The following is a 20,180-nucleotide window of genomic DNA, read 5'->3' on the forward strand; positions in this document are numbered from 1 at the left end:
GAGAACCAGCCCGTGCCCGAACACCTCACCGCCGCAGCGCGAGCGCGCCACACCGAGACCAGAGCCCGCGCGGACGCGGCGCTGCTGGCACTCAGCAATGCAGGCGAGCCGGTCACCTTCGCGGCCGTCGCTCGCCGCGCCAAGGTCTCCACCGACTTCCTCTACAACCAGCCCGACCTGCGCACGAAGATCAACGACCTCCGCACCAGGCGGTCGCACCGCCGAACAACTCCGGAACAGATGACCGAACCCGGACAGCAGTCTGCACCGTCCGCAGTCAGAGCACTGTCCTCGCAGCTCAAGGAACTCAAACGGCGGCACGCCGAAGAGGTCGGCGAGCTGCGCACGGCGCTCGCGGTCGCCCACGGCGAGAACCTCGCGCTGCGGCGACGATTCACCGACTCCGGCTAGCGCCCTGCGGGTAAGCGATTTCGCCGCTCGTTCACGAAACACGACCCGCTGCCTCGGCATCGGCGGGAAGCGCCTGTCCGGGACACGTCGACAGGACGGTGGCGATCGCGTCTTTCTCCGCCTGGGTCACCCACAGTCGATACCGGAGTTTGACCGCGACCTGACGGGCCACATAAGCACAACGGAACGCCTTGTTCGGCGGCAGCCACGATGCGGCATCCGAATCACTCTTCGCCGAGTTCGGAGCCTGCGTGGTAGCGATGAGATTGAGCGGATCATTCGCCAGATCGATCCGCTCGGCGGCCGACAACTGCTGCGCGCCCTTCTGCCACGAATCACCAAGAGCGACGACATGCTCGATCGGGACGAGCGGCGAAGTCGTCTCCCCACGAACGAAATTCACCGTCGTCCCGGTATACGGATCGTGAAGAACTCCCGACTGCACCACACACGGCGGCGAGACCACACCCGAGCGGACCTTGCACGTGACGTCCACAAGGTCACGGGACAATATGTCCTCGCGAGTACTCAGCGAGTTCCCGCCCCACATAACGGTGTTCGTATCAGTCCACGCGACCCCGAACTCGCTGCGCGCATACCCCGTCTTCGGCGCACGCCCCTTCACCGCAAGCTGATCCAGCGCCGACAGTGCCTCATCGACCTGCACACCAGGCGCAGAAGTTCCCGACACCGGAGCGGCGAATACCGACCCACCATCAGCGGGAAGGACCGAGCAACCAGACACAGTGACAACGAACGCCGCAGCTACCGCCGCGACCCCGGTCACGCGCTGGCGCATCACAAGGCCACCACAGCAGTGAGCGGCATGTCATCGACATAGTGACCAGCAGAAAGAGGAAGACTCCTTGACAAAGCTGCTGATAACAGGTGGTCAATCTGAACTGCAGTCGAAGTATCCTGTCCCCGAACAAAATTGATCGTCTTTCCAGTGTAAGGATCAGCCAACGTGCCAGAGAGAACAACACATTGCTTCTTTCCTTCTTTGAAGACCACGTCAGTCAGCCGCGAAGCCAACAGATTATTGCGCGTATCGCACCCGTCATGCCCGAACTCCACATCGACATCATCAGACCATGCCTGACCGAACTGATCTCTGCTGTAACCAGTTTTCGGAGCACGCCCCTTCACCGGAAGCGTCTCCAACAGCGCAACGGAAGAAGCCACATCAACATCGTGCTGACCGACAGAGCTCTCCACAGACAACGATCCTGCTGGGATCACATCCGCCAACGTCGTACTGCAACCGGAAATCGACAACCCGACCAAGGCAGTGACGGCAACCAGGAGGGAACGGGAACGCACCAAGCGACTATGCAACGTGAAACTCCTAAATCATATGCAGTGCAGAGGATCTACACTCTTATCAACAAAACTCATGAGGATGATGTCGGGAAAACCCGACATCAGACCAGTCGTGCTACACATCCACCGAACCCAATCAACCGGCCACATGCGTGATTGAACATGCCATCGTCCCTATCCGTGCGGTCGAATCGGTCGACCGTCACACGACCTGACCATCGTCACTCACATAACTCACACCGTCGACATCGAACGATGGAGCCCCTACCAGCGAGGTTTTGAGATATGTCAAAACTGCGTGCAGATAATTCGGGTATCGCAGCCGTTGTGGCCGAATTCGACGGTGACGTCGTCGGTCCAGGCGGTACCGAACAGCGCGCGGTCGTATCCGGTCTTGGGTGCGCGTCCCTTGACGGGGATCTGTGCCAGCAGTTCAATTGCGGCGGACGAAGGAGCCGAGGCTTCGGTCACGACCGTCGTGGTGACACCGGATCCGATTCCCGAACCGAGAGAAGATGTTTCGGGCGCGTCGGCGTTGGAATTGGCGCAACCTCCCAGCACGATCACGGCAGCAATGCCGATGGTGACGCCGGTGATGCCGCGCCTGTGATGTGCCGTGCGTGCCATGTGTGAGAGTCCATTTCTGCGAGAGATGAACTACAAGTATGTCATTCACGACAATTCGGGCCTAACCGGCACTGTCTGTCAGTCTGGTCGAAGGAACCATCGAGTCACCGGGACCGAGACGAGGACCCGCGGACCGTCACGAGTTTCGTCTGCGGCATCCCAGCCGTCGTACTTCTCGCCGAAAAGTCTCAGGAGGTCGACGAATTCGCCGACATCGTGATGAATTGTCGCGAGGCCCTGTGCGACCCACGGGTCGCCAGCGGATCCGTCGACTGCCAACGAGACCCGAGGATCGTCCAGCAGGTTCCGAACCTTACGATTCTGCTCAGCGCTCGGTATCCAGAATGTGTTCTGATGCAGTAAGAACCAGACCGGAGTCGTGTGCGGCGAGCCGTCGCTTCGGAGGGTGGTCAACCACACGCAAGGAGCATCCGCGATAGTCACGGTCCCAGTATCGGCGCCGGCGCGAGGTTCACCAATCGAGTGTTCGGAACGAACAATGCCCGGCCCTCGCCGTTGGCGAGGACCGGGCATTGTCGGGAAGGGAGTGGAAGCGTCAGATCTCGATCTTGGGGGTCTGTTCGCCCAGCTTGTGGCGGGCCAGCGCCAGGTTCGCACGCGCACGGTCCAAAACGAGGTACACGAACAGCGTCGACAGTCCGGGCGTCTCGAGGACGCGAATGAGGTGGTACTGGTTGCTCAGGGTGATCAGGATGTCTTCCAGGGTGTCGGTAATCCCCAAGTTACTCATCGTGCGGAGCTTTGCTCGCACAACCTCGGAGTTGCCGGCGCCGGCGTACTCGAGGCTGAATGACGGGTTGCCGCTCATGCCGAGAACCATTCCGCTGTCGGCGTCGACGACGGCTGCACCGCTGGCACCGTCGATGCGCATCAGTTCGCCGAGGATCTTGTCGATGTTGCTCATTGCTTCTCCTTGGTAGGGCCGAGTCGCGCGGGGCGACTCCAGGTGATGCTTCGGTGGTGAAGTCATCGGTACATTTCGAGGTGGAATCGTTGGTTGCGGCGTCGGGAGTGGGTCGGGCGGCAACTTTTCAGTTTGTGAGATTTGTGGGCTCGTTCCGTTCGGTGCAGATGGGCGGCCATTCGACGACTCGAATTCGTCGATGCGGTCTGCGGGTAGCCAGCCGTCTCCGGCGGGTGCGTTGAGTGGCCGTCTCGTATCCGTCTCGTAGTCCGGGGCCGGCGGCTGGAGTTGCGGATACACCGGTGCGGTCAGCGGTCGCTTGTACGGAATCGGCTGACCACCCGCGTCGGCGACGTTCGCGAACCAGGCGGCGTACCCGGGGTCGCTGCGATCGAGGTTTTGCCCGCGATCGTCGTCTTCCTCGCGGGAACCTCGTCGACGAAAAAGTCCCACTCGTTCCAGCCCCTTATAGACGAACTATTTCCGATCGGAGCGTTCCGGATGAACGCGGCAGACCGGACAATCCCACCCGTAGTTATTTTGCAGTTAAGTCACCGTAGCATGGGTTCGCGAACGGGGCATACAGTCCAATCCCGCAGTCGGGAGGGCGAGGCGCTCGGATTCGGCAGGATGCTCGGGCAATTGGCGCTGACGGGCGACGCCGGTCCGTTCGAGCGCCAGTGGCCCTCTGGCATCCTTGAGGGATGAAGAAAACGATCACCGGGTTCATCGGTGCCTGCTCGCTGGTGGCGCTGGTTGCCTGCGGTTCTGACGGAGACAAGCCGACCGAGGTCGGAACACTCACTTCCTCTGCTTCGGCGACCACCACGGCGACGTCGACGACGTCATCCGAGGCTCCGGCGACGTCGTCGGAAATACCTACCGAGACCCCTTCGGTCGACTCGAGTGCTCCGGCTGAGGTCCCGTCCGACCCGAATGTGAGTTCGGCGCTGCCACGGACCTACGCGCAGGCGTGCTCCGACGTTCTCCGGTACCTCGACGCATACCAGCCGGCCATCGACGAGTCCGGAGAGGAAATGGGCATGACGCGTGAATCATTGGCAAACGACATGCTGACCTCCATCCAGGCTTATCCCGAATGGTCGAGCCTGTCTGCCGACGAGCAGGCCGAGGTCACTCGCGGATTCGCCGCAGCGACCGCGGGAAGTTGCTGACCTACTTTCAGAACAACGATTCCTGAATCGCCACGCCAGGGGACTCGAACTCGCCGACGGTGATGGTTCGACCGACCAGTCCGGACACATCCGCGACGAAGCGTGGCGATTCAGGATCGGGGTCGATCCGCAGCGAGGCGATCGAACCGGCAAGGCCCTCCAGATACAAGGAATGTTCCCCGGACTCGAAAGTGTGCGGATACGCGATCAACGGTGCCGCATCGAAGACCACGTCAGCGCACGCCGGCGCCGTCCATTCTTCGGGAGCCTCCAGGATCTCGATTCCGTCGATGTCCGATCCGATGTCATTCAGCTCGTCTTTGATCGACGATACGAAGTGGTGCAACGACTTTCGTAGTTTCTCTCGATCCAAGGGACCTGTCAACGCTTCGATCTTCCGAGACGTACGTATTGCCTGGCTCAAGTGGAAGTGCTCCGAAACTCGGGCTTCGAGGGCGCGAATGCTGTAACCGTCCGTCGACCGCGCTACGAACAATGCGCAGACTGCCCCTTGTTCGGCGACTCGCGGATGCTTGCGGAACTCGGACGCCGTCCCCACCTTCATCTGGCCGCCGGCGAATACGTCGACGTAGAGCCATTGTGGTTGTGCGAGGTAGGTACGCACATTCGGATGAATGTGCGCGCCGCTGACGTGTGCCTGATGAACCGTGGTGAACCCCTCACGATTTCGGCATCGGTCGCATTGGCGTCCTGCGGTGACCGTCGCCCCGCGGTCGCACGGCGAGTGTCTTGGACCTTCGGCGGTGAGATCTCGCCAGCCGAGGCAGCGGCGGCCCTTCGTCTCGTCGACGGAGAATCGCAGCACCGAGTCGTGAGTGAAGAAGGTCGTAGCGGAAGTGGTGTCGTCGACGCATCGGATCCGCGGTGCTGTCGGGTTCGACCAATCGATTCCGCGAACAAGCAGGGTCATGATGAAGTGTCGATTCCTTCTGTAGTTCGCAGGTCGACACCTATGGTAGTCACTGGACATGCGGGTCAGTGCAGTGGTTGTGCCCCACGTTGTTCGAGCATCAGTGTCATCAGCCCGGATTCCTGACTCTGGGTGTTGATCATGTCGCGGGCGGACTGTTTCACCGGCCCGCTCTCGAGCAGGGCATCGGCGGCCTGCGCCATGGCGATCCCGCCACGGTGGTGGCGTTCCATCAGTTGAAGGAAAAGGACCTCGGCGTCGAGCCCGCGAGCGCTGCTCAGTTTCTCGAGTTCTTCGGTCGTAGCCATACCCGGCATGGAGTCGGTCTCGGTGTCCAGCGTTGCCGGGTGATGACGAGAGTCGCCGGCGCCGCTCGGCGACGCCTCCATCCACGCCATCGGCGTTCTACTGTTCGGCGGGACACCGGCCAACCTCAGCCAACCGAGCATGACACCGATTTCCGTTCGTTGAACATCGTCGATCTGCTGGGCCAGTCTCGTCACCGCCGGGTCCACATCGGGACTCAGACGCGCGAGAATGAAGAGGGCCTGTTGATGGTGGGCCGCCATGTCGTGCACGAATCCGATTTCGGTTTCGCTCAGAACAGCTCTCTGCGTGTGGTTCTCGGGTGCGAACAGCGGACGTAGTGCTGCGCCGAGTACGAGCAGCATCAGTGCTGCAGCCACGAGTGCGACGGCTTTGACCGCTCGCGGTGCCGTCATGATCCCACGGTCGTCTTCTGGTCAGCCGGTGGTGTGTAGACACCGTTTTCGAGTTGCATGGCAACAAAGCCGTTGTCGGCGCACGTCGCCCACAACGTGGTCCCGCGCCATTCGGGCGGGGAGAAGCACCAATCGGTCGAGATGTCGCCGAGAGCGACCATGCCCGACCGCGAACTCAGTGCTTGGCCGGGGTCGAACTGGCCCTGCGCGATCGACTGCGCGATTGCCGGGGTGCTGAGAACGGGTACCCCGATGAGCGACGCGAGAGCGTGTGGCGAGTTGGCGAGTTCGAGATTGCCGCCGGTCCGAGCAGGTGGGTTGAAGTACGCAATTTCGTGGACGTCGAAGGGATCTCGAACATCGAAGACCCGAATCCCGCTCGAGATCCATCCACATGCCAGCGCCGTCGGGTCGACCGGGCGATCTGCCGAACAGTAGTGAGATTCGTACGCGAACAGCGATCCGCCGGCAGCAGACGCCAGCGCAGCGTCTTGATTCTCCGGCAGATTGATTTCGAGCTTCACTGAATTGACGACCGACGGTTCGTCGTCATCGGAGACGTCGATCAATTTGACTCCGCCGGAACCACCTTCGTCGACGGTGAACAGGTACGGCGAACCGTCGTAGGTGACCGGAATGCTGTGTTGGGTGGCCCACCCGTCGGTCCACGAGAGCTGGGACAGTTGGCGCACCCGAGGATTCGGGACGCGGCGCTGAACCTCACTGATGTCGAGGACATGTATTCCGCCGAGATTGTTCGACAAGTACATGCGATTTCCGTCGGGACTGATTCCGAAGCCGTGCGTCGACAACCCGATGAGGTCCTGCCAGACGACGCGCGGGTTGGCGGGATCGGTGAGATCGACGGCGCTCACCACGCCGGGAGCGGTGCCGGAAGACCAGTAGGTGTTCCCGTCCGGTGAAAATCCTCCCTCGTGATTGGTGATGGGCAGCAGCATCCCCAGATCGGTTCCTGGTCCGGGGTTGAGTAGTTTCGGGTGCGCGCAATCGGAGATGTCGTAGACCGACATCAGGCCGACGCCGGTCAAGAGCGGAACGCCCGTGCCCACCAGCAGCTTTCGCGCGGTGTTGACCTTGAGGCTCTCCCACGTTCCGGCCAGCATCGCGGGTTCGGTCAGCGTGGCGGTGAGAGCAGGATTGGCAGGATCCGATACGTCGAGAACTTGGACGCCCTGGGCGGGGCCCAGGAGGTTCCCGGGGAAGAAACTGCCGACGCACGAGCAGTGTTCGAAGTTGGTGGACGTGATCCCGCCGCCGCGACCCGAGTAGCCGCCGATCTGAGACATGTTGCAGCTGTAGCCGTCTCGGCTGCGTCCGCTGTTTCGGTCCTCGGCCGGAACATCACCCTGCAACCCGGTCTCGGGCATCGATCCCGGGCCGCATTCGGCGCGGCTTGCGGCGGTGGAAGCGACACCCGGGTTCTCGTGGATCGAGCCCGGGGCAGTGGCGGGCTCAGCCGACGCGACGCACACGGGAAGGACGGTGATCAAGGCGACGAGTGCGATGGCAGATCTGGTTCTGATGGTCGTGAACGATTTCATCGAGTCCAACTCCCGGTGCGGGATTGCCTTTCGTATCTCACGGGCAGACGTATCTCACGGACAGGCAGCACGGAGGGCAGGCGCGTGTTCGAGCGCTCACGACGATCGGGTCGGGGTGTGAACCGGTGTCGGGCCGCAACCAACCGGACAATGCTGTCCGGTTGGTATCGTAGTGTGCGTGACATCGTCTGGCCGCGTCAATAGCGGATCTCTCAACAGAGGGCCGAGAGATGCGGCGCGCAATCGTGCGGCACTCGTCTCAGCAGCTCGTGAGGTGTTCGCCACTCAGGGTTTTGCTGCTCCGCTCAGCCTGATCGCCCGCACGGCCGGCGTCGGTCAGGGCAGCCTCTACCGGCACTTTCCCACTCGCGAAAGCCTCGCACTCGCGGTGTTCGACGAGAACATCGTCGAGCTGCAAGATATGGCTGCCGATCCGGATTCGACTCTCGACGATCTTTTTCGATTGTTGGTAGACCAGATCACCACCTCCATCGTGTTCGTGGAGGTCATCAAGCCCGTCTCCTTCGGCGACTCACGACTGAATTCGGCAGGCACCCGCCTGACCGATCTCCTCGAAGGACGCCTCGAGGAGGCGCGTCGAGCTGGGAAGATACGCGAGTCCGTGACTGCTGAGGACGTGATTCTGGCGATCGCGATGTTCGCCGCGATCATGGAACGGACTGCCGAGAGCTCGCGAAAAGAAGTCGCGCACTCGGCCTGGAACCTACTTGTGCAGGGACTGGCCGGGCCGGCAGCGGCGGGCTGAGTCGCGTTCGCCTCGCGCCTCGAGGTGATCGCCTAGGCTCGTGGCATGGCTATTGTCTGGACAGTTCCTCGCGCTATCGGCTCCACCTTGCTCGTTGCTCCGTTGATCAAGGAGTTCCTTGTCGAGGGTGACGGCACCCTCGATGCAAAACTGACTGCGGTCGGTACGGTCTCTGCCTCTCTCGAGAAGCAAGTCGGCCGCACGTTCACCTCGATCAGCGCTGCTTCGGCGGCAATCTTTTCCGGTGCTGCCGGTTCCACCAGCGTGCCAGACGCACTACGTCTGGCCGTGATGCGCACTCTGTCCACCGAGGTCGTCGTCAGGAAGCCCGCTCCGCAGCCGTTCTCCGAGAAGGTCGGGAAGAGGCTGGGGCAGTATGTCTTTGCTTTGCGTGACCCGCGTAACGACCAGGTGTTCCATGTCGGGCACGGCACGGGAAATCAAGTATTCGCGCCGGTGTTCGAAGCGCTCGGTGAACTCGCGAACCTCGAAGGAGCGGACGCTCCGGCCGAGTCGAATGGTGCTGTGACGGCAGCCAAGATCGCTCGGATCCGCGAGATCTACGACGCAGGTTCGGCGGTGGAGCACTTCGTACTCCTCCGCTCGGTCTCTGCCGCCACGGATTCGGCCGCCACTACCGATGAGGTCGTCCGAGGCATCGTGGAAGCCTTGCGGATCACCGACGCGGGAGAGGGTCTGACCAATCTCGCAGGCGATACCTCGGACAAGGACGCCCGTGCGACCCGCGTCGAGGAACTCGCATTGCGCTACTCGGCTGATCCCGCGCCGGAACTCCCGACGCCGAGCATCGTCCTCCACGTACCGGCCTCCGCCCGTCCGGGAGCAACGCCGGAAGAGATCTACGAACTCGCGCGCGCCGAGTGGTCTGCCGGTGCGGCTGTTCGTGCCGAGATCGGAATTCCCGTTCTGGTGTTTGCCGACAGCATCATTCGTGGTGCCTTCCGTGCTCAGTCATGGGAGGTGTCCACCCGCAATGCCGACGGAAGCCAACTGTGGCGGTTCAACGGAACCGTCGACGACGAGCTTGCTGCCAAGTACGTCGGAACCGAGGTCACCCCACACAACGTCGGCCTGAAGAAGTGGCCCGCCAGTGGGTGGGTCACGAGGTTGACTGCCGCCCGTCCAGGTGCGGTCATGCCGGGACCTCGTAAGTCCAAGTAACGCAACAACTTCAGGTAGAAGTCATTGTGGGGGCGGGATCCGTTCGGATCCCGCCCCCACAATATCGTTGCCCGGGGTTGTTAGCCGAGCAATCCGCTTCCCAGATAGTCGTTCTCGGTGCATCCCGGCGGAATGAGATACACCGCAGAACCGATCGGCGTCGTCCACTCGTTGAGTGCGTCGAAGTCACTCAATCGCTGTTGGACCGGTAGATATTGCTCGGCGATGTCCCGTTGGAATGCTGCGAAGATCAATCCCGAATTCGAGGTCTGCCCGCTCTCGGGTGCGTCGTCGTAGTTGTATGCCCGACGGAAGAACTGCTCCTTCTCATGCGTCTGGTGGGCTCGCGCGATGTGTGATCCTGGCGGGATCACCGGAATCCCGAACTTGTCCGTGAGTGTGAAATCCGCTTCGTCGAATTCGTTGGTTCCGTTGAGCGGAGCGCCATTGGACAACGTGCGCCCCATCGTGAGTTCGCGCCCCGAACGGTCGAGTTCGTCCCAGGTATCCATTTCCATGCGAATGCGTCGCAGTACCAACGAGGTTCCGCCCGCCAGCCACGACTGACCCGCGCCGTCGTGCCAGATCAGTGAATCGAAATCCACTGTTCCCGGAGCAGGATTGACGGTCCCGTCCACTTGGCCCATGAGATTGCGCATCGTGGTTCCCTCAGGCGTGGTGCCGCGAGCGTTGCGGAATCCCTTTTGCGTCCACCGGATGGTCGTCAGTGATCGGACGTTCTTGGTCAGAACTCGCACAGCATGAGCAATGGTCACCGGATCGTCGCCACAAATCTGCAACAACAGGTCCGATCCGCCCCATCGATCGTCAAGTCGGTCGATCGCGTAGCTCGGCAACGGCTCGAACCAGTCCGGTTGACGTGCTTGCAATCCCAGCTTGGTGAACAGGCCAGGGCCGTAGCCGACGGTCACTGTCAAGCGTGCCGGATCCACGGCCAGTTCCCGTTCGGTGTCCGCCAACGCCGGGTTGCCCGCGGTGAGCCGTGACGCATCCTCGGACCACATCTTCATGATTCCGACGACGACTGCTCGATCGGTTCCAGGCAAGAGGTCGAACCCGATGAACGTGCCGTGCGCTTGCGGAGTGGTGGCGATCCCAGCTTGGTGGACGCCGTAGAACGGTTCCACCAGCTTGCCTGCTTGCTGCTCGTGTTCGCTGCGCTCCACCACTGTGGTTGCGCCCCAAGTTATTCCCGCGACGCCGAGCGCGGCGGCGCCTCCTCCGAGAAGGCGCCGCCGGCTGAGTGCTCGGCTGGGCGGGTTCGTGTTCTCAGCCACCGTGATTCGGGTCGTAGTTCTCCTGATTACCGGAGAAGTCGCGAATCTGGGCTGTGAACGTGGTGCTGGAACCGTCGTCGTAGATCAAGGTGAGGTCGGTTTCTGCGCCTGGGAGCAGCGGCGCGGACAGGTCCATGAACATGAGGTGGTCACCGCCCGGGGTGAGGGAGGCGGACCCGTTGGCAGGGACCAGGAAACCGCCGTCCTTGGGACGCATCGTCATCGTTCCGCCGTCGCCGGTCACGACTTCGTGCAGTTCGAGTCGAGACGACGCGGGGCTGGTGGCCGAGACCACGCGTACGTCCTTGTCACTGGAGTTGACGAGTTCGGCGAACGCCGCGCTCATTCCTTCCGGCGCGGCCTTGACCCATTGATCCTGAACTGTGATGGATTGTGCAGCTTCGGTTTCCTTGTCGGAGTTGGAAGAACAGCCGGTCAGGGCGAGAGCTGCGGACAGTGCAACAGCTGCGAATATCTTTGTGCGAACAGTCATGTGTGTCTCCGTAATTCGTGAAGTGTCAGGTGGTGGCACGGCGTTTGAACGCCGCAATGCACAGGTCGATCAGCAGGAATGCGAGAAGGCTGATGCCGAGTAGCGGAACGAACCAGCCGACCAACGCCGTGATCGCGACGAGAGCAACGAGGCCGACCGGGGAGAGGTTGCGGATTCCGCCGCGGGCAGGAACCCGGCCGACTGCCCAGTCGGGGCCACGAGTGGGGCGTCGGCGCCACCACATGATGTAGCCCCGAATGACCACGCTGACCAGTGCGAGTGCCAGTGCGGCGAGTGCGATCTGGTTGGCAAGACCGAACAGCAGGCCCATGTGGAGTTGGATTCCCCAGGCCGAAAGTTTGGCTGCGAGTGGCCAATCCGAGAACCACAACTCGTCGGTGACCTTTTGCGTCGCTCCGTCGATTGCGATGGTGTTGTTGCTGTACACCCAGGGCTGACGTGTCTGGGCGACGGTGAACGCCGTCTCGGCGTTCGCGGGTATCGATACTTCGACAGGACCGGTGATCCCGTTGTACCTGGCGATACCGAGGACGGTGTCGACGCGTCCGACGTTGGTGTCCGTCAGCGTGCCGGTGGCGGCGGGGGCCATGTCGTGACCCTCGTGCCCGCCTGTCGCCGGAGGGGGAGCGTCGCCGAGAGTTTTCACAACTGAGGGCGTCGTCCAACTCAACGCGGTTCTCAGATTGCTGACGTTCTCTCCGGCGTAGGTCGACCACGTGAGGCCGGTCGCCGAGAGGAAGACCAATGCAACTGCTATCCAGATGCCGACGACACCGTGCCAGTTCAGGGTCCGGCTTCGTCCGGTGGATGCTCGGTCGATCGTGAGCAGTCGAGCGTTCCGGGCGGTGCGGTAACGACGGAACCAGAGGTAGACACCGCCGAGTGCGACCACCCACATCCACGACGCGGCCAATTCGCTGTAGAGGCGGCCGGGTTCGCCCAGATGAAGGTGGCGATGCAGTTGGGAGATCCAGGTTCGCAGCGGCAGCGAACCACTGCTTCCGTAGACCGCCAACTCGCCGACCGGCTGTGCGAGTACCGGATCGACGAAGACGGCGAGCCTCTCCGATTCGCCCAGCGACGGATCGGTGAACAGGACTCGGGTGGTTTCGCCGGCAGCAGGGGACGGACGTACTGCCGAGACCGTCAAGTCGGGGCGGTACTGCTGAGCGGAACGGATCTGATCGTTCAGTGACGCGATCTGTCCGGTGGTGTCGGTCTGGAGGTAGTCGCTGTAAACGAACTTCTCGATGGTGGGTGCCATCGCGTAGAGGCCGCCGCTCAAAGCGGCGATGAGGATGAACGGTCCGATCAGGACGCCGGCGTAGAAGTGCAGACGCAGGATCAGTGGTCTGGCGCCGCCAACCTGCTTCTTCGGCGGAGAACTGTCGTTGGACGCGCGCGTCTGTGCGCGCTCCAATTCGGGTGCGGACATGCGTGTACTCGATCCCGCCGTGCGCCTTTGTTAACCGCGGGCGGTTAATAAAGGCGCACAGCAAAGTGGCGCACGTAATCACGTGCGTGAAAGGAAAGGGGAGGTGAGTTACACGAATGCCGGTGGGCCGCGAGTGCCCAGGCCTGAGGTGAGAAGTTGACGTAGAACAACTTTGGCGCGGTATCGAGTACGTGCAGCGAACGGTGACGGTTCAGCTGCCCACGGGCGCAATAGAACGGCGACGATTGCCGCTACCGTCGATGCGGCCACGACGTATCCGCGTTCTGCGCCGCGGATAAGCACTGCGCACACTCCGACGGCAGCGATGTGTGCCGCGAGCATCGGAAGGGACAGGAGCAGGCCGTGTTGATGATCCGAAGCGATGGTCAATGTCGCGTGACCGATGGCCTGACCCGCAGCGAGCATGAGGGCGAGCAAGAGCGCGGGGGAGCGACGGGTGTCGATGGACGTGACCACCGCGCCGACGCTCGCGCAGGCGAGGATCAGCAACACGACAGCGCTTTCGGACGGGGCCATGCCGCCACCACCGAGCGCGTGGGCTGCGACGGAAACCGCGCCGGAGGTGCCGCCCACGAAAGCGCCGCGCAGCTGCGCGACATCTTTCGGACCCGGCGTCATACGCGAAAGGATACAGGCGCCTACTACCGGGCTTAGTAGGTGATCGGTCGGGATCGTTTCGGTGGCCGACCGACGAACGCATTAGGTGGGGGATTTGTCCGATTCGCCAAACTTTGCCGAGGACCGGGTGAAACAAACGTGACGGTCATTTTCCGGTGCCAGACTTGGCTCTGGTCGCCGGCAACGGGTCGACGGCAGGGCAAACACATAGGAGAGTTTCATGAGGCGTCGATTCTTTGCGATATTCGCCCTGATGGGTGCGTTCGGTCTCTTCCTGTCCTCGGTGGCCTCGGCGGACCCGGTCACACGCTCCGTGTCGGGCACCCTTGTCAACTCGTGTAGCGATACTGGCGATCCGGGCGGGATATGGATGGTCGTATGGGATGGCTCGACGCAGATATCCTCGGCCACTGTCGGGGTGGGTGGCGCATACACGATCACGAACGTTCCTCCGGGCAATTACACGGTCAGTCCATACTCGCCGGCTGGATGCGGATCCGTACCCGACAGGACGGCGGTAGATCTGACGACGTCCGACGCGACCGGGATCGACTTCGAGTTGGTGAAGGTGTTCAGCATCGTCGGAACTGTCACTGGGTGTCCGGGTGCTGACGGGGTCGGGGCGTCTGACGTGACGTTGAATCTCCTCGATGCCGGCACGCAAATCGCGACGACAACGACGGATGATTCCGGTGACTACTTCTTTCAGTACAAGCCGGCCAAGGACGGCTATTCCGTAGAAGTGGTTCCCGGCAGCGGATGCGGTGCCGATCCAGCAGTAATTCCGGTGAATCTGAGCACGAATGACGTCACCGGTGTCGACTTCGCGCTCACTGCCGACGGCTGCGATACGGGCAGTTCGTTCGGAAGTGTGGATCTGTCGACGATTTTCGGAAGTCTCGGTAGTTCGGAATTCTGCAGCAGCTGAACACTTGTCCATAAGGGGAGGGTGATCGCCGAGGCGATCACCCTCCCTTTTCTCGTTTGTTACCAAGGGATTTGCCCTGACATTGCGGAAGGCTGTTTCTGGCGGCAGATGAAGATATCTGTGCCGCATATCGTTACGACGTTCGTATTTGCTGAGATCGGCACAGGCGTGGGGACCAAAGTCATCGAAGTGCGGGTGTAACGGTCTGTTGTGCCACGACGGTATTGAGCAGAGAACGGCAAGCCCGCCAGAGTGATAGCGTCCGAGAGGCTATGTCCGAAATGATTCCGAACTCGACCTAGGAAAACGGTGCGCAGCGATAACAACGGTTCGAATAACGGAGTCCTGGGGAACAACTCCGGAACGACTCAGGGCGACGGCCATTTCGACGCGTCCGACGACGGCTATGCAACGTCGATTCGAACCGTCACCTTCACACCACAATTCGACGAGCCTGCAGCAAAACCGTTGCCCAGTCAGCGGATGCGCCAGCAACGTCGTGAAGAGCCGACTGATTTTCGGACCTCGACGCCCAGGCCAATGACCTCCGTCGACGACCTGGACATCATCAAGCGGGCGAAGCGTCCACCCGAACGCGGTTTGGGCAGTGTGTTGTTCAAACTCACCGGGGGCCGGATCAACACTGGGCAGTCGGCTGCCGAACTCGAACACCAGGCTCTCGTGCGCCGTGCCAACCGAACGGTGCGCGGCGTGTACAAGATTGCTTTCATCTCACTCAAGGGTGGAGTGGGGAAAACCACGGCGGCCAAAACTGTCGGTTCGACGTTCGCATCGATCCGTGGGGATCGAATCGTAGCCATCGACGCCAATCCCGACCTGGGGACTCTGGCTGATCGCGAACGACGTGAACATCACCTGACCGTTCGTGATCTGTTGGCCGACGGTGACATTCGTACGTACAGCGATGTTCGTTACTACACCTCGCAAGGCGACAGCCGACTCGAAATCCTTGCGAGTGAGGCAGATCCGGAAACTTCGGAGTCGTTCAACGAGCAGGACTACCTCGATACTCTCCGAATTCTCGAGGTGCATTACAACATCGTCATCACCGACTGTGGCACCGGAATCATGCACTCGGCCATGTACGGAATTCTCGACGAAGCAGATGCTTTGGTTGTCGTCAGCCCGACAGCTCAGGATGGTGCCCGTAGTGCTGCAGCAACGCTCAGTTGGCTGACCAAGCACGGATACGCAGATCTGGTGAGCAGGTCGGTCGTGGCGATCAATTCGACGCGGCCGGGTTCGTCTTCGCTCGACCTCGATCAACTCGAGGACGTTTTCGCTCAGCGTGGAGTGCGAGCGGTCAAGACGTTGCCCTACGACGATCACCTGGGCGAAGGCGGTCCGATCGACTTGAAGTTGTTGAACAAGCGCACGGCACGGGCATATCTGGAACTCGTCGCAGCAATTGCCGATGGTTTCCCGGACTCGGTGGGCAAGCACGCTTCTCGATAGAACGTGCTCGCCACCGAATCTGATCAGCAGGCTCTGGCGTTCAAGGGTGCCGAAGTATCGCGCCGTATCCGTCGGCGAGAACGAGGCGTTCGTCGATCTGTACCAACTCGGTGCCGGTCCCGATTGCGATGTAGGGGAGTACGCGATCGGCGGGCCCGATCAACTCTCCACTGGTGACTTCCTTGTCGTCAGGATCGGTGAGCAGCAGCGTCTCGACCTTGCCCTGTTCGAGGGCGTCGAGGACGCGTGCGGTCCCGTCGATGGAGAGGCCGGAGTCCCGGCCCTGCTCTGCGACGTAGCGTTCGGTTTCCACATCCATTCTGCGCAGTCGCTGCGTGTCGATCAGTTCACGAATCGACTTGGACACCTCGGCGGGTGTGGAACCGACTGAACGCGAACCCTTTTCGACGTCCACCACCCGTAGCGTCGACGGCAAAAGCTGTGCAAAAGCTTTGCGGGATTGTACTTCTCCGATGACAACTACCAGCGCGACCTTGTGTTCACGGGCGAGCGCCGCCGCGCGCTCCACAGCCTGAGTCAGGTTCTTCCGGATATTCTCCTCCACGAGGCTTTGGCTGTCGGTGTATCGCTCCTGACCGCCCACGTGTGCCTTGTGGACCGGGAAGCCGTCTCCGTCTACCGTTTCGCCGTACACGTCACGCCCGCGAGCATCGCGCACGCACAGGTCCGCGCCGGTGTGGTCGACCTTGGCGATGAGGAACGGTTCGGTGTCGTATCCGTGTGCGATCAGTGGAATCAGGTAGGGCAGTTCGCCCAAGGTCGCGATAGTGGAGCCGGCAGGTTCGAGCAGAATATCGTCGATCAGCACTGCCTCGGAAGTGGCGACGATCGCGCGTCCGGCGCGACCTGAGATGCCGTGATGGTTGTCCTTCACCTCGTCCAGTCGTGCGATCAGCGATTCCGATGCTCCCTGTTTCGTGAGTTGATTGCGCATCGAGCGCCATTCGAGTTCGAAGCGCTCGCGCGCATCTTCCCGGTTACGGACGTCTTCGAAGTACACGGAGGCAAACGGGCCGTCACTCGAACCGACCTTCTTCAGTCGCCCAGCATGCATGTCGGCTCCCTTCTGTAGTGGTCCTATGCCGCGTACCCGACAACCGGTGATTCGACACGACCGCTTTCAGTTCGCACGTTTGTTCGACTGCTGGTACTGTCTGTGAACGTGAGGGTGGTGCAGAGGGAAGCCTGCATCACCTTCACGCCAAGAGCCCGGGACCTGCCGCCGACTGCCTTCGGCGGCAGGTCCCGATTCTGCTTACTCGGCGTCGTCAGTGCCCTTCGACCTGTCGGAACTCTTGCGCCAGTGGGTGAATCGTTCCTTGATATCCGACGCTACATCGCCGACGCCATTCCCCACGGCGCCCACCGCACCGCCCAATCCGCTACCTATGTCGCGCACCATGCGGATCAAAGGGTCCTCCGACTCGTCGAAGTTCTGCTTGTAGGTCTTGGCTGCATTCTTGAACTCGTCGCTGATCTTCGCTCCGTCGTCATCGCCGCGACGGGGGTAGTTTCCGCGCAGAATCGCGGCGTAGTCTCCGCTGTCCACCCACTTCTTGAGCTCGGCGGCGCGAAGCACCGAGAACGGGTGAGAGAGCAGTTCGATGTTGAGGAGCTTGAGTACACCGTCGCGGAGGTCGCCGCTGGCGTCGTACTCGGCGGCCTGGGCAAGAAACGCGTCGACGTCGATTTCACTGACTCGGGATCCGCCCGCCAATTTCATCTGGACGCGAATCGCGGTGTGTACGTCCTGCCCGCACAACAGTCCGGCACGATCACCGGACAGTTCTGACTTGCGCTGCCATTCCATGAGGGCGGCGATGATCGCGCGCAATGCCCACCCGCCGACGGGCAGCCATCCGATGGTTCCGGCCAGTCGCATCAAATGCATCAGGATGGTCCGATACACAGCATGACCGGACAGCGCGTGGCCAAGTTCGTGGCCGATGATGAACCGCTGTTCCTCGTAGTTCATCACGTCCAATAGGCCGGTAGTGACCACCATGAACGGCTTGTCCATGCCGATGGTGAAGGCGTTGACCATCGGGGTCTGGAGTACGAACAGCTCGGGTGTCTCGTCGGCCTGCAGGATGTCGACGCAGTCACGGCGCAGGTCGTTCAGGTCGCTGAACTGGCGTTCGTCGACTCGCACCGACGTGGCGAGGTACATGAGGCGGTGCTGACGTTCTTGGAGCAGTCCGGACAGCGTCCGCAGGACAGTGTCGAACCCCCGAAGCGTCCGGAGCGTCACCAATGCAGCCCGATCGGCTGGGTGTTCCCACGCACGCGAGCTGATGTCCGGGAACTCGATTCGGGTGCGATCTGGTGCAGTGGTCATGGTGGCCCCTCACTTCGATGTGTGTCGACTCACCTCCAGGGTAACGACTAGTCGGTTTAGCGTGGATTTCCGGCAGCTCACTCGGTGGGCTGGGGGAGCGTGCAATCGGTGACTTTGGGGTTGACGCCGAAGTAGTTCAGCGGACCCGCGATGACCGTGAGCGCGATGGTCCCGACGCCGGCGCAGTTGGTCGGCGAACTGCTGTAGTAGCCGCGTTGGCCGGCCGCGACGGCCCCGACTATCAGCCAGATCAGAACGATCAGAGTCACAATTCTCATCATGGCGGGCTCGATTCTTCAAATATTATGGTGCCCAGCGAAATACCCGGTCAGAGTGGGTATGAAACGCTCTGCCGACGGGTATCCGCGGTGTATGCGGCTCGAGGCGGGCGTATCCGCCCGAGTGAACGCACTGAAGGAGCTTGTGATGATCATCCTCGGCGTGATCCTGCTGATAATCGGTTTCGTGGTGAACATTCCGATCCTGTGGACGATTGGTGTCGTCTTGCTGGTGATCGGAATCATCCTGTACGCGCTGGGCGCGGCCGGGCACGCCATCGGTGGTCGGCGGCATTACTACTGATCCGTTGTCGGCTCGTCGTGCGTATCCGTGCCAGTCGGCGCGGTCGGTACGGTGCGCTGAACGGCACGCGCAATCAGTTCCCGAAGGCAGACCTGGCGCAGCGTCCGCTGTTGCCAGTCGCTGCCGTTGCCTGTGACTGACTTGAGCTGCAGCGCCGACTCCACGCTCGAGTACTCGCCTCCCTCGTCGAGGGAGTCACGGACATGGATCAGGAGCCGGTGCAACAGTTCCGTGGCTGAAATTCTTTGTGAGGTAATCGGATCGATCGACGCTCCCAGGACGCCTTCCTTCGCGGACACCCAGGTTGCGAGGCGGAGGCTCTCGAGGGAAATGTTCGGAGCCTCGATGCCCCGGTCTATCGCGCGTAACGCAGTTGCCACCAGAGCCCGTCCAAGGGTTGCAAGTAGCGCTGCATCCTCTGCTGTCGGCTGAACGTCGCAGACTCGGATCTCGACGGTCGGTAGGTGGCACGAAGGTCGGATATCCCAGTAGGCCATCCGCTTGTCGAGCATCACGCCGCAATCCACCATCTTCGCAACCGCGGTGTCGAAGTCCCCGGTGGTCTCGAAGTACGGCGGCGGCCCGGCGACTGGCCACCTGGACCATTGGATCGCCCGCCAACTCGCGAAGTCGGTGTCGACTCCTTGGTGGACACGGGAATTGGCGCTCAGTGCCAACAAGGCGGGCAACCAGATGCGCACGTGATTGCAGACCTGCACGGCCTGTACTTGATCAGCGACGCCCACATGGATGTGGCAACCGCAGATGCTTTGTTCGGCAGCGAGGGCGCCGAAGCGTTCGCCCATCCGGCGGTAGCGAGGCGAGTCGCTGATCTCGAAACGCGAAGGCCCCGAAAGCGGTGCGCCGACGGCCAACAGCCTGCAGCCGTTCAACTCGGCAGCTTTTGCCGCGAGCCGACGCATGTCGATCAAGTGGGTTCGGAGTTCGTCGATGCCATGGCACACGGGAGAGTTGGTCTCGACTTGGCAGCGGGACAACTCGAGCTGAAGATCCAACCCCAGTGTCGACGCGGTTTCCGCAACCGCGGCATTGTCGGTGGACGGCAACCAGGAGGTCGGGTCGACGAGGATGAATTCTTCTTCGACGCCGACGGTCGGGGTCGTCGATTCGTGGCGGCCAGCGGTGGATTCGGTCGAGCAGGTGGCGCCCATGCTCGCGTCTACCCGGTCGGTCGAAGGCGGAAACCGACCCGAGGAAGCCCCGTTCTCGTCGGGAGAACGGGGCCTGTGGTCGGCCTTGCCAACATCTCGGAAGCGTCAACGAGTCCTTGCACACCGTATGAATCTGGGGACTGGCGTGCCTGG

Annotated in this window: 23 protein-coding genes; 7 read left to right on the plus strand and 16 right to left on the minus strand. The window is 61.7% G+C overall.

What is annotated here, in order from left to right; genetic code table 11:
- Positions 1-12: 12 nt before the first annotated feature.
- Entirely contained in the window at positions 13-411 is a 399-nt protein-coding gene (locus RHP72_RS05810; protein WP_021334717.1) for a DUF6262 family protein, read from the plus strand.
- Positions 412-442: 31 nt separating this feature from the next.
- On the opposite strand, the gene RHP72_RS05815 is transcribed toward RHP72_RS05810, so the two are convergent.
- The 5 genes from RHP72_RS05815 to RHP72_RS05835 all read right to left on the minus strand — a co-directional run bounded on the left by RHP72_RS05815 (position 443) and on the right by RHP72_RS05835 (position 3,286).
- The gene (locus tag RHP72_RS05815; protein ID WP_021334716.1) at positions 443-1,210 is read right to left on the minus strand and encodes an HNH endonuclease family protein; all 768 of its coding nucleotides are present in this window, start codon (positions 1,208-1,210) and stop codon (positions 443-445) included.
- Entirely contained in the window at positions 1,210-1,734 is a 525-nt protein-coding gene (locus RHP72_RS05820; protein ID WP_397517606.1) for a hypothetical protein, read from the minus strand. The genes RHP72_RS05815 and RHP72_RS05820 overlap by 1 nt, the downstream gene beginning before the upstream one ends.
- Before the next feature lie 288 nt (positions 1,735-2,022).
- On the minus strand, positions 2,023-2,361 hold the full coding sequence (locus tag RHP72_RS29390) for a hypothetical protein (protein WP_230691590.1): 339 nt from the start codon (positions 2,359-2,361) through the stop codon (positions 2,023-2,025).
- 78 nt (positions 2,362-2,439) lie between these two features.
- Positions 2,440-2,805: a pyridoxamine 5'-phosphate oxidase family protein gene (locus tag RHP72_RS05830; protein ID WP_047269305.1), complete on the minus strand. Its 366-nt coding sequence runs from the start codon at positions 2,803-2,805 to the stop codon at positions 2,440-2,442.
- A gap of 112 nt (positions 2,806-2,917) precedes the next feature.
- Positions 2,918-3,286, minus strand: coding sequence for a hypothetical protein (locus RHP72_RS05835; RefSeq protein ID WP_020906454.1), 369 nt, complete (start codon positions 3,284-3,286; stop codon positions 2,918-2,920).
- Positions 3,287-3,990: 704 nt separating this feature from the next.
- Between RHP72_RS05835 and RHP72_RS05840 the strand changes: the two genes are divergently transcribed.
- On the plus strand, positions 3,991-4,461 hold the full coding sequence (locus RHP72_RS05840; protein ID WP_003945723.1) for a hypothetical protein: 471 nt from the start codon (positions 3,991-3,993) through the stop codon (positions 4,459-4,461).
- 7 nt (positions 4,462-4,468) lie between these two features.
- Here RHP72_RS05840 and RHP72_RS05845 read toward each other — a convergent pair whose 3' ends face one another.
- The 3 genes from RHP72_RS05845 to RHP72_RS05855 form a co-directional block, all read right to left on the minus strand.
- Positions 4,469-5,392, minus strand: coding sequence for a DUF2797 domain-containing protein (locus tag RHP72_RS05845; RefSeq protein ID WP_311094453.1), 924 nt, complete (start codon positions 5,390-5,392; stop codon positions 4,469-4,471).
- A gap of 65 nt (positions 5,393-5,457) precedes the next feature.
- Entirely contained in the window at positions 5,458-6,114 is a 657-nt protein-coding gene (locus RHP72_RS05850) for a DUF305 domain-containing protein (protein ID WP_007734614.1), read from the minus strand.
- On the minus strand, positions 6,111-7,676 hold the full coding sequence (locus RHP72_RS05855; protein WP_311094454.1) for a hypothetical protein: 1,566 nt from the start codon (positions 7,674-7,676) through the stop codon (positions 6,111-6,113). Before RHP72_RS05855 ends, RHP72_RS05850 begins: the two co-directional genes overlap by 4 nt.
- A gap of 178 nt (positions 7,677-7,854) precedes the next feature.
- On the opposite strand from RHP72_RS05855, the gene RHP72_RS05860 reads away from it, so the two are divergent.
- A complete protein-coding gene (locus RHP72_RS05860; RefSeq protein ID WP_223304676.1) occupies positions 7,855-8,442 on the plus strand; it encodes a TetR/AcrR family transcriptional regulator in 588 nt (195 codons plus the stop codon).
- 45 nt (positions 8,443-8,487) lie between these two features.
- The gene (locus RHP72_RS05865; protein WP_311094455.1) at positions 8,488-9,624 is read left to right on the plus strand and encodes a GIY-YIG nuclease family protein; all 1,137 of its coding nucleotides are present in this window, start codon (positions 8,488-8,490) and stop codon (positions 9,622-9,624) included.
- A gap of 80 nt (positions 9,625-9,704) precedes the next feature.
- Here RHP72_RS05865 and RHP72_RS05870 read toward each other — a convergent pair whose 3' ends face one another.
- The 4 genes from RHP72_RS05870 to RHP72_RS05885 all read right to left on the minus strand — a co-directional run bounded on the left by RHP72_RS05870 (position 9,705) and on the right by RHP72_RS05885 (position 13,510).
- The gene (locus tag RHP72_RS05870; protein ID WP_003945580.1) at positions 9,705-10,922 is read right to left on the minus strand and encodes a Dyp-type peroxidase; all 1,218 of its coding nucleotides are present in this window, start codon (positions 10,920-10,922) and stop codon (positions 9,705-9,707) included.
- Positions 10,915-11,415: a copper chaperone PCu(A)C gene (locus RHP72_RS05875; protein WP_003945769.1), complete on the minus strand. Its 501-nt coding sequence runs from the start codon at positions 11,413-11,415 to the stop codon at positions 10,915-10,917. The genes RHP72_RS05870 and RHP72_RS05875 overlap by 8 nt, the downstream gene beginning before the upstream one ends.
- Positions 11,416-11,440: 25 nt before the next feature.
- Positions 11,441-12,871, minus strand: a complete 1,431-nt coding sequence (locus tag RHP72_RS05880) for a PepSY domain-containing protein (protein WP_192712012.1) — start codon at positions 12,869-12,871, stop codon at positions 11,441-11,443.
- Positions 12,872-12,979: 108 nt separating this feature from the next.
- Complete coding sequence (locus RHP72_RS05885) at positions 12,980-13,510, minus strand: hypothetical protein (RefSeq protein WP_007734626.1); 531 nt, start codon at positions 13,508-13,510, stop codon at positions 12,980-12,982.
- 220 nt (positions 13,511-13,730) lie between these two features.
- Here RHP72_RS05885 and RHP72_RS05890 point away from each other — a divergent pair, with 220 nt between their 5' ends.
- Both RHP72_RS05890 and RHP72_RS05895 read left to right on the plus strand, forming a co-directional pair.
- Positions 13,731-14,438: a collagen-binding protein gene (locus tag RHP72_RS05890; protein WP_081557445.1), complete on the plus strand. Its 708-nt coding sequence runs from the start codon at positions 13,731-13,733 to the stop codon at positions 14,436-14,438.
- Between the two features lie 309 nt (positions 14,439-14,747).
- Entirely contained in the window at positions 14,748-15,914 is a 1,167-nt protein-coding gene (locus tag RHP72_RS05895) for a MinD/ParA family protein (RefSeq protein WP_003945525.1), read from the plus strand.
- 40 nt (positions 15,915-15,954) lie between these two features.
- Here the strand turns inward: RHP72_RS05895 and RHP72_RS05900 are convergent, their stop codons facing one another.
- The 3 genes from RHP72_RS05900 to RHP72_RS05910 all read right to left on the minus strand — a co-directional run bounded on the left by RHP72_RS05900 (position 15,955) and on the right by RHP72_RS05910 (position 18,554).
- Complete coding sequence (locus RHP72_RS05900) at positions 15,955-16,989, minus strand: hypothetical protein (RefSeq protein WP_007734628.1); 1,035 nt, start codon at positions 16,987-16,989, stop codon at positions 15,955-15,957.
- A gap of 201 nt (positions 16,990-17,190) precedes the next feature.
- Positions 17,191-18,273 carry a M48 family metallopeptidase gene (locus tag RHP72_RS05905; RefSeq protein ID WP_311094456.1) on the minus strand — a complete coding sequence of 361 codons (1,083 nt, stop codon included), beginning with the start codon at positions 18,271-18,273 and terminating at the stop codon, positions 17,191-17,193.
- 77 nt (positions 18,274-18,350) lie between these two features.
- Positions 18,351-18,554: a hypothetical protein gene (locus RHP72_RS05910; protein ID WP_003945456.1), complete on the minus strand. Its 204-nt coding sequence runs from the start codon at positions 18,552-18,554 to the stop codon at positions 18,351-18,353.
- Between the two features lie 145 nt (positions 18,555-18,699).
- On the opposite strand from RHP72_RS05910, the gene RHP72_RS05915 reads away from it, so the two are divergent.
- Positions 18,700-18,855: a DUF6131 family protein gene (locus RHP72_RS05915; protein ID WP_003945912.1), complete on the plus strand. Its 156-nt coding sequence runs from the start codon at positions 18,700-18,702 to the stop codon at positions 18,853-18,855.
- Here the strand turns inward: RHP72_RS05915 and RHP72_RS05920 are convergent.
- Complete coding sequence (locus RHP72_RS05920; protein WP_007734629.1) at positions 18,849-20,027, minus strand: glutamate--cysteine ligase; 1,179 nt, start codon at positions 20,025-20,027, stop codon at positions 18,849-18,851. The two genes, RHP72_RS05915 and RHP72_RS05920, sit on opposite strands and share 7 nt — an antisense overlap.
- Positions 20,028-20,180 lie beyond the last annotated feature (153 nt).

The organism is Rhodococcus sp. SG20037 (assembly GCF_031763325.1).
Taxonomy (GTDB): Bacteria; Actinomycetota; Actinomycetes; order Mycobacteriales; family Mycobacteriaceae; genus Rhodococcus_F; species Rhodococcus_F qingshengii.

What these genes read in the sequence shown, in the direction of transcription:
- RHP72_RS05815 (WP_021334716.1), bottom strand. Translation starts at nt 1,210, where the DNA reads ATGCGCCAGCGCGTGACCGGGGTCGCGGCGGTAGCTGCGGCGTTCGTT.
- RHP72_RS29390 (WP_230691590.1), bottom strand. Translation starts at nt 2,361, where the DNA reads ATGGCACGCACGGCACATCACAGGCGCGGCATCACCGGCGTCACCATC.
- RHP72_RS05835 (WP_020906454.1), bottom strand. Translation starts at nt 3,286, where the DNA reads ATGAGCAACATCGACAAGATCCTCGGCGAACTGATGCGCATCGACGGT.
- RHP72_RS05840 (WP_003945723.1), top strand. Translation starts at nt 3,991, where the DNA reads ATGAAGAAAACGATCACCGGGTTCATCGGTGCCTGCTCGCTGGTGGCG.
- RHP72_RS05845 (WP_311094453.1), bottom strand. Translation starts at nt 5,392, where the DNA reads ATGACCCTGCTTGTTCGCGGAATCGATTGGTCGAACCCGACAGCACCG.
- RHP72_RS05850 (WP_007734614.1), bottom strand. Translation starts at nt 6,114, where the DNA reads ATGACGGCACCGCGAGCGGTCAAAGCCGTCGCACTCGTGGCTGCAGCA.
- RHP72_RS05855 (WP_311094454.1), bottom strand. Translation starts at nt 7,676, where the DNA reads ATGAAATCGTTCACGACCATCAGAACCAGATCTGCCATCGCACTCGTC.
- RHP72_RS05865 (WP_311094455.1), top strand. Translation starts at nt 8,488, where the DNA reads ATGGCTATTGTCTGGACAGTTCCTCGCGCTATCGGCTCCACCTTGCTC.
- RHP72_RS05875 (WP_003945769.1), bottom strand. Translation starts at nt 11,415, where the DNA reads ATGACTGTTCGCACAAAGATATTCGCAGCTGTTGCACTGTCCGCAGCT.
- RHP72_RS05880 (WP_192712012.1), bottom strand. Translation starts at nt 12,871, where the DNA reads ATGTCCGCACCCGAATTGGAGCGCGCACAGACGCGCGCGTCCAACGAC.
- RHP72_RS05885 (WP_007734626.1), bottom strand. Translation starts at nt 13,510, where the DNA reads ATGACGCCGGGTCCGAAAGATGTCGCGCAGCTGCGCGGCGCTTTCGTG.
- RHP72_RS05890 (WP_081557445.1), top strand. Translation starts at nt 13,731, where the DNA reads ATGAGGCGTCGATTCTTTGCGATATTCGCCCTGATGGGTGCGTTCGGT.
- RHP72_RS05900 (WP_007734628.1), bottom strand. Translation starts at nt 16,989, where the DNA reads ATGCATGCTGGGCGACTGAAGAAGGTCGGTTCGAGTGACGGCCCGTTT.
- RHP72_RS05905 (WP_311094456.1), bottom strand. Translation starts at nt 18,273, where the DNA reads ATGACCACTGCACCAGATCGCACCCGAATCGAGTTCCCGGACATCAGC.
- RHP72_RS05910 (WP_003945456.1), bottom strand. Translation starts at nt 18,554, where the DNA reads ATGATGAGAATTGTGACTCTGATCGTTCTGATCTGGCTGATAGTCGGG.
- RHP72_RS05915 (WP_003945912.1), top strand. Translation starts at nt 18,700, where the DNA reads ATGATCATCCTCGGCGTGATCCTGCTGATAATCGGTTTCGTGGTGAAC.
- RHP72_RS05920 (WP_007734629.1), bottom strand. Translation starts at nt 20,027, where the DNA reads ATGGGCGCCACCTGCTCGACCGAATCCACCGCTGGCCGCCACGAATCG.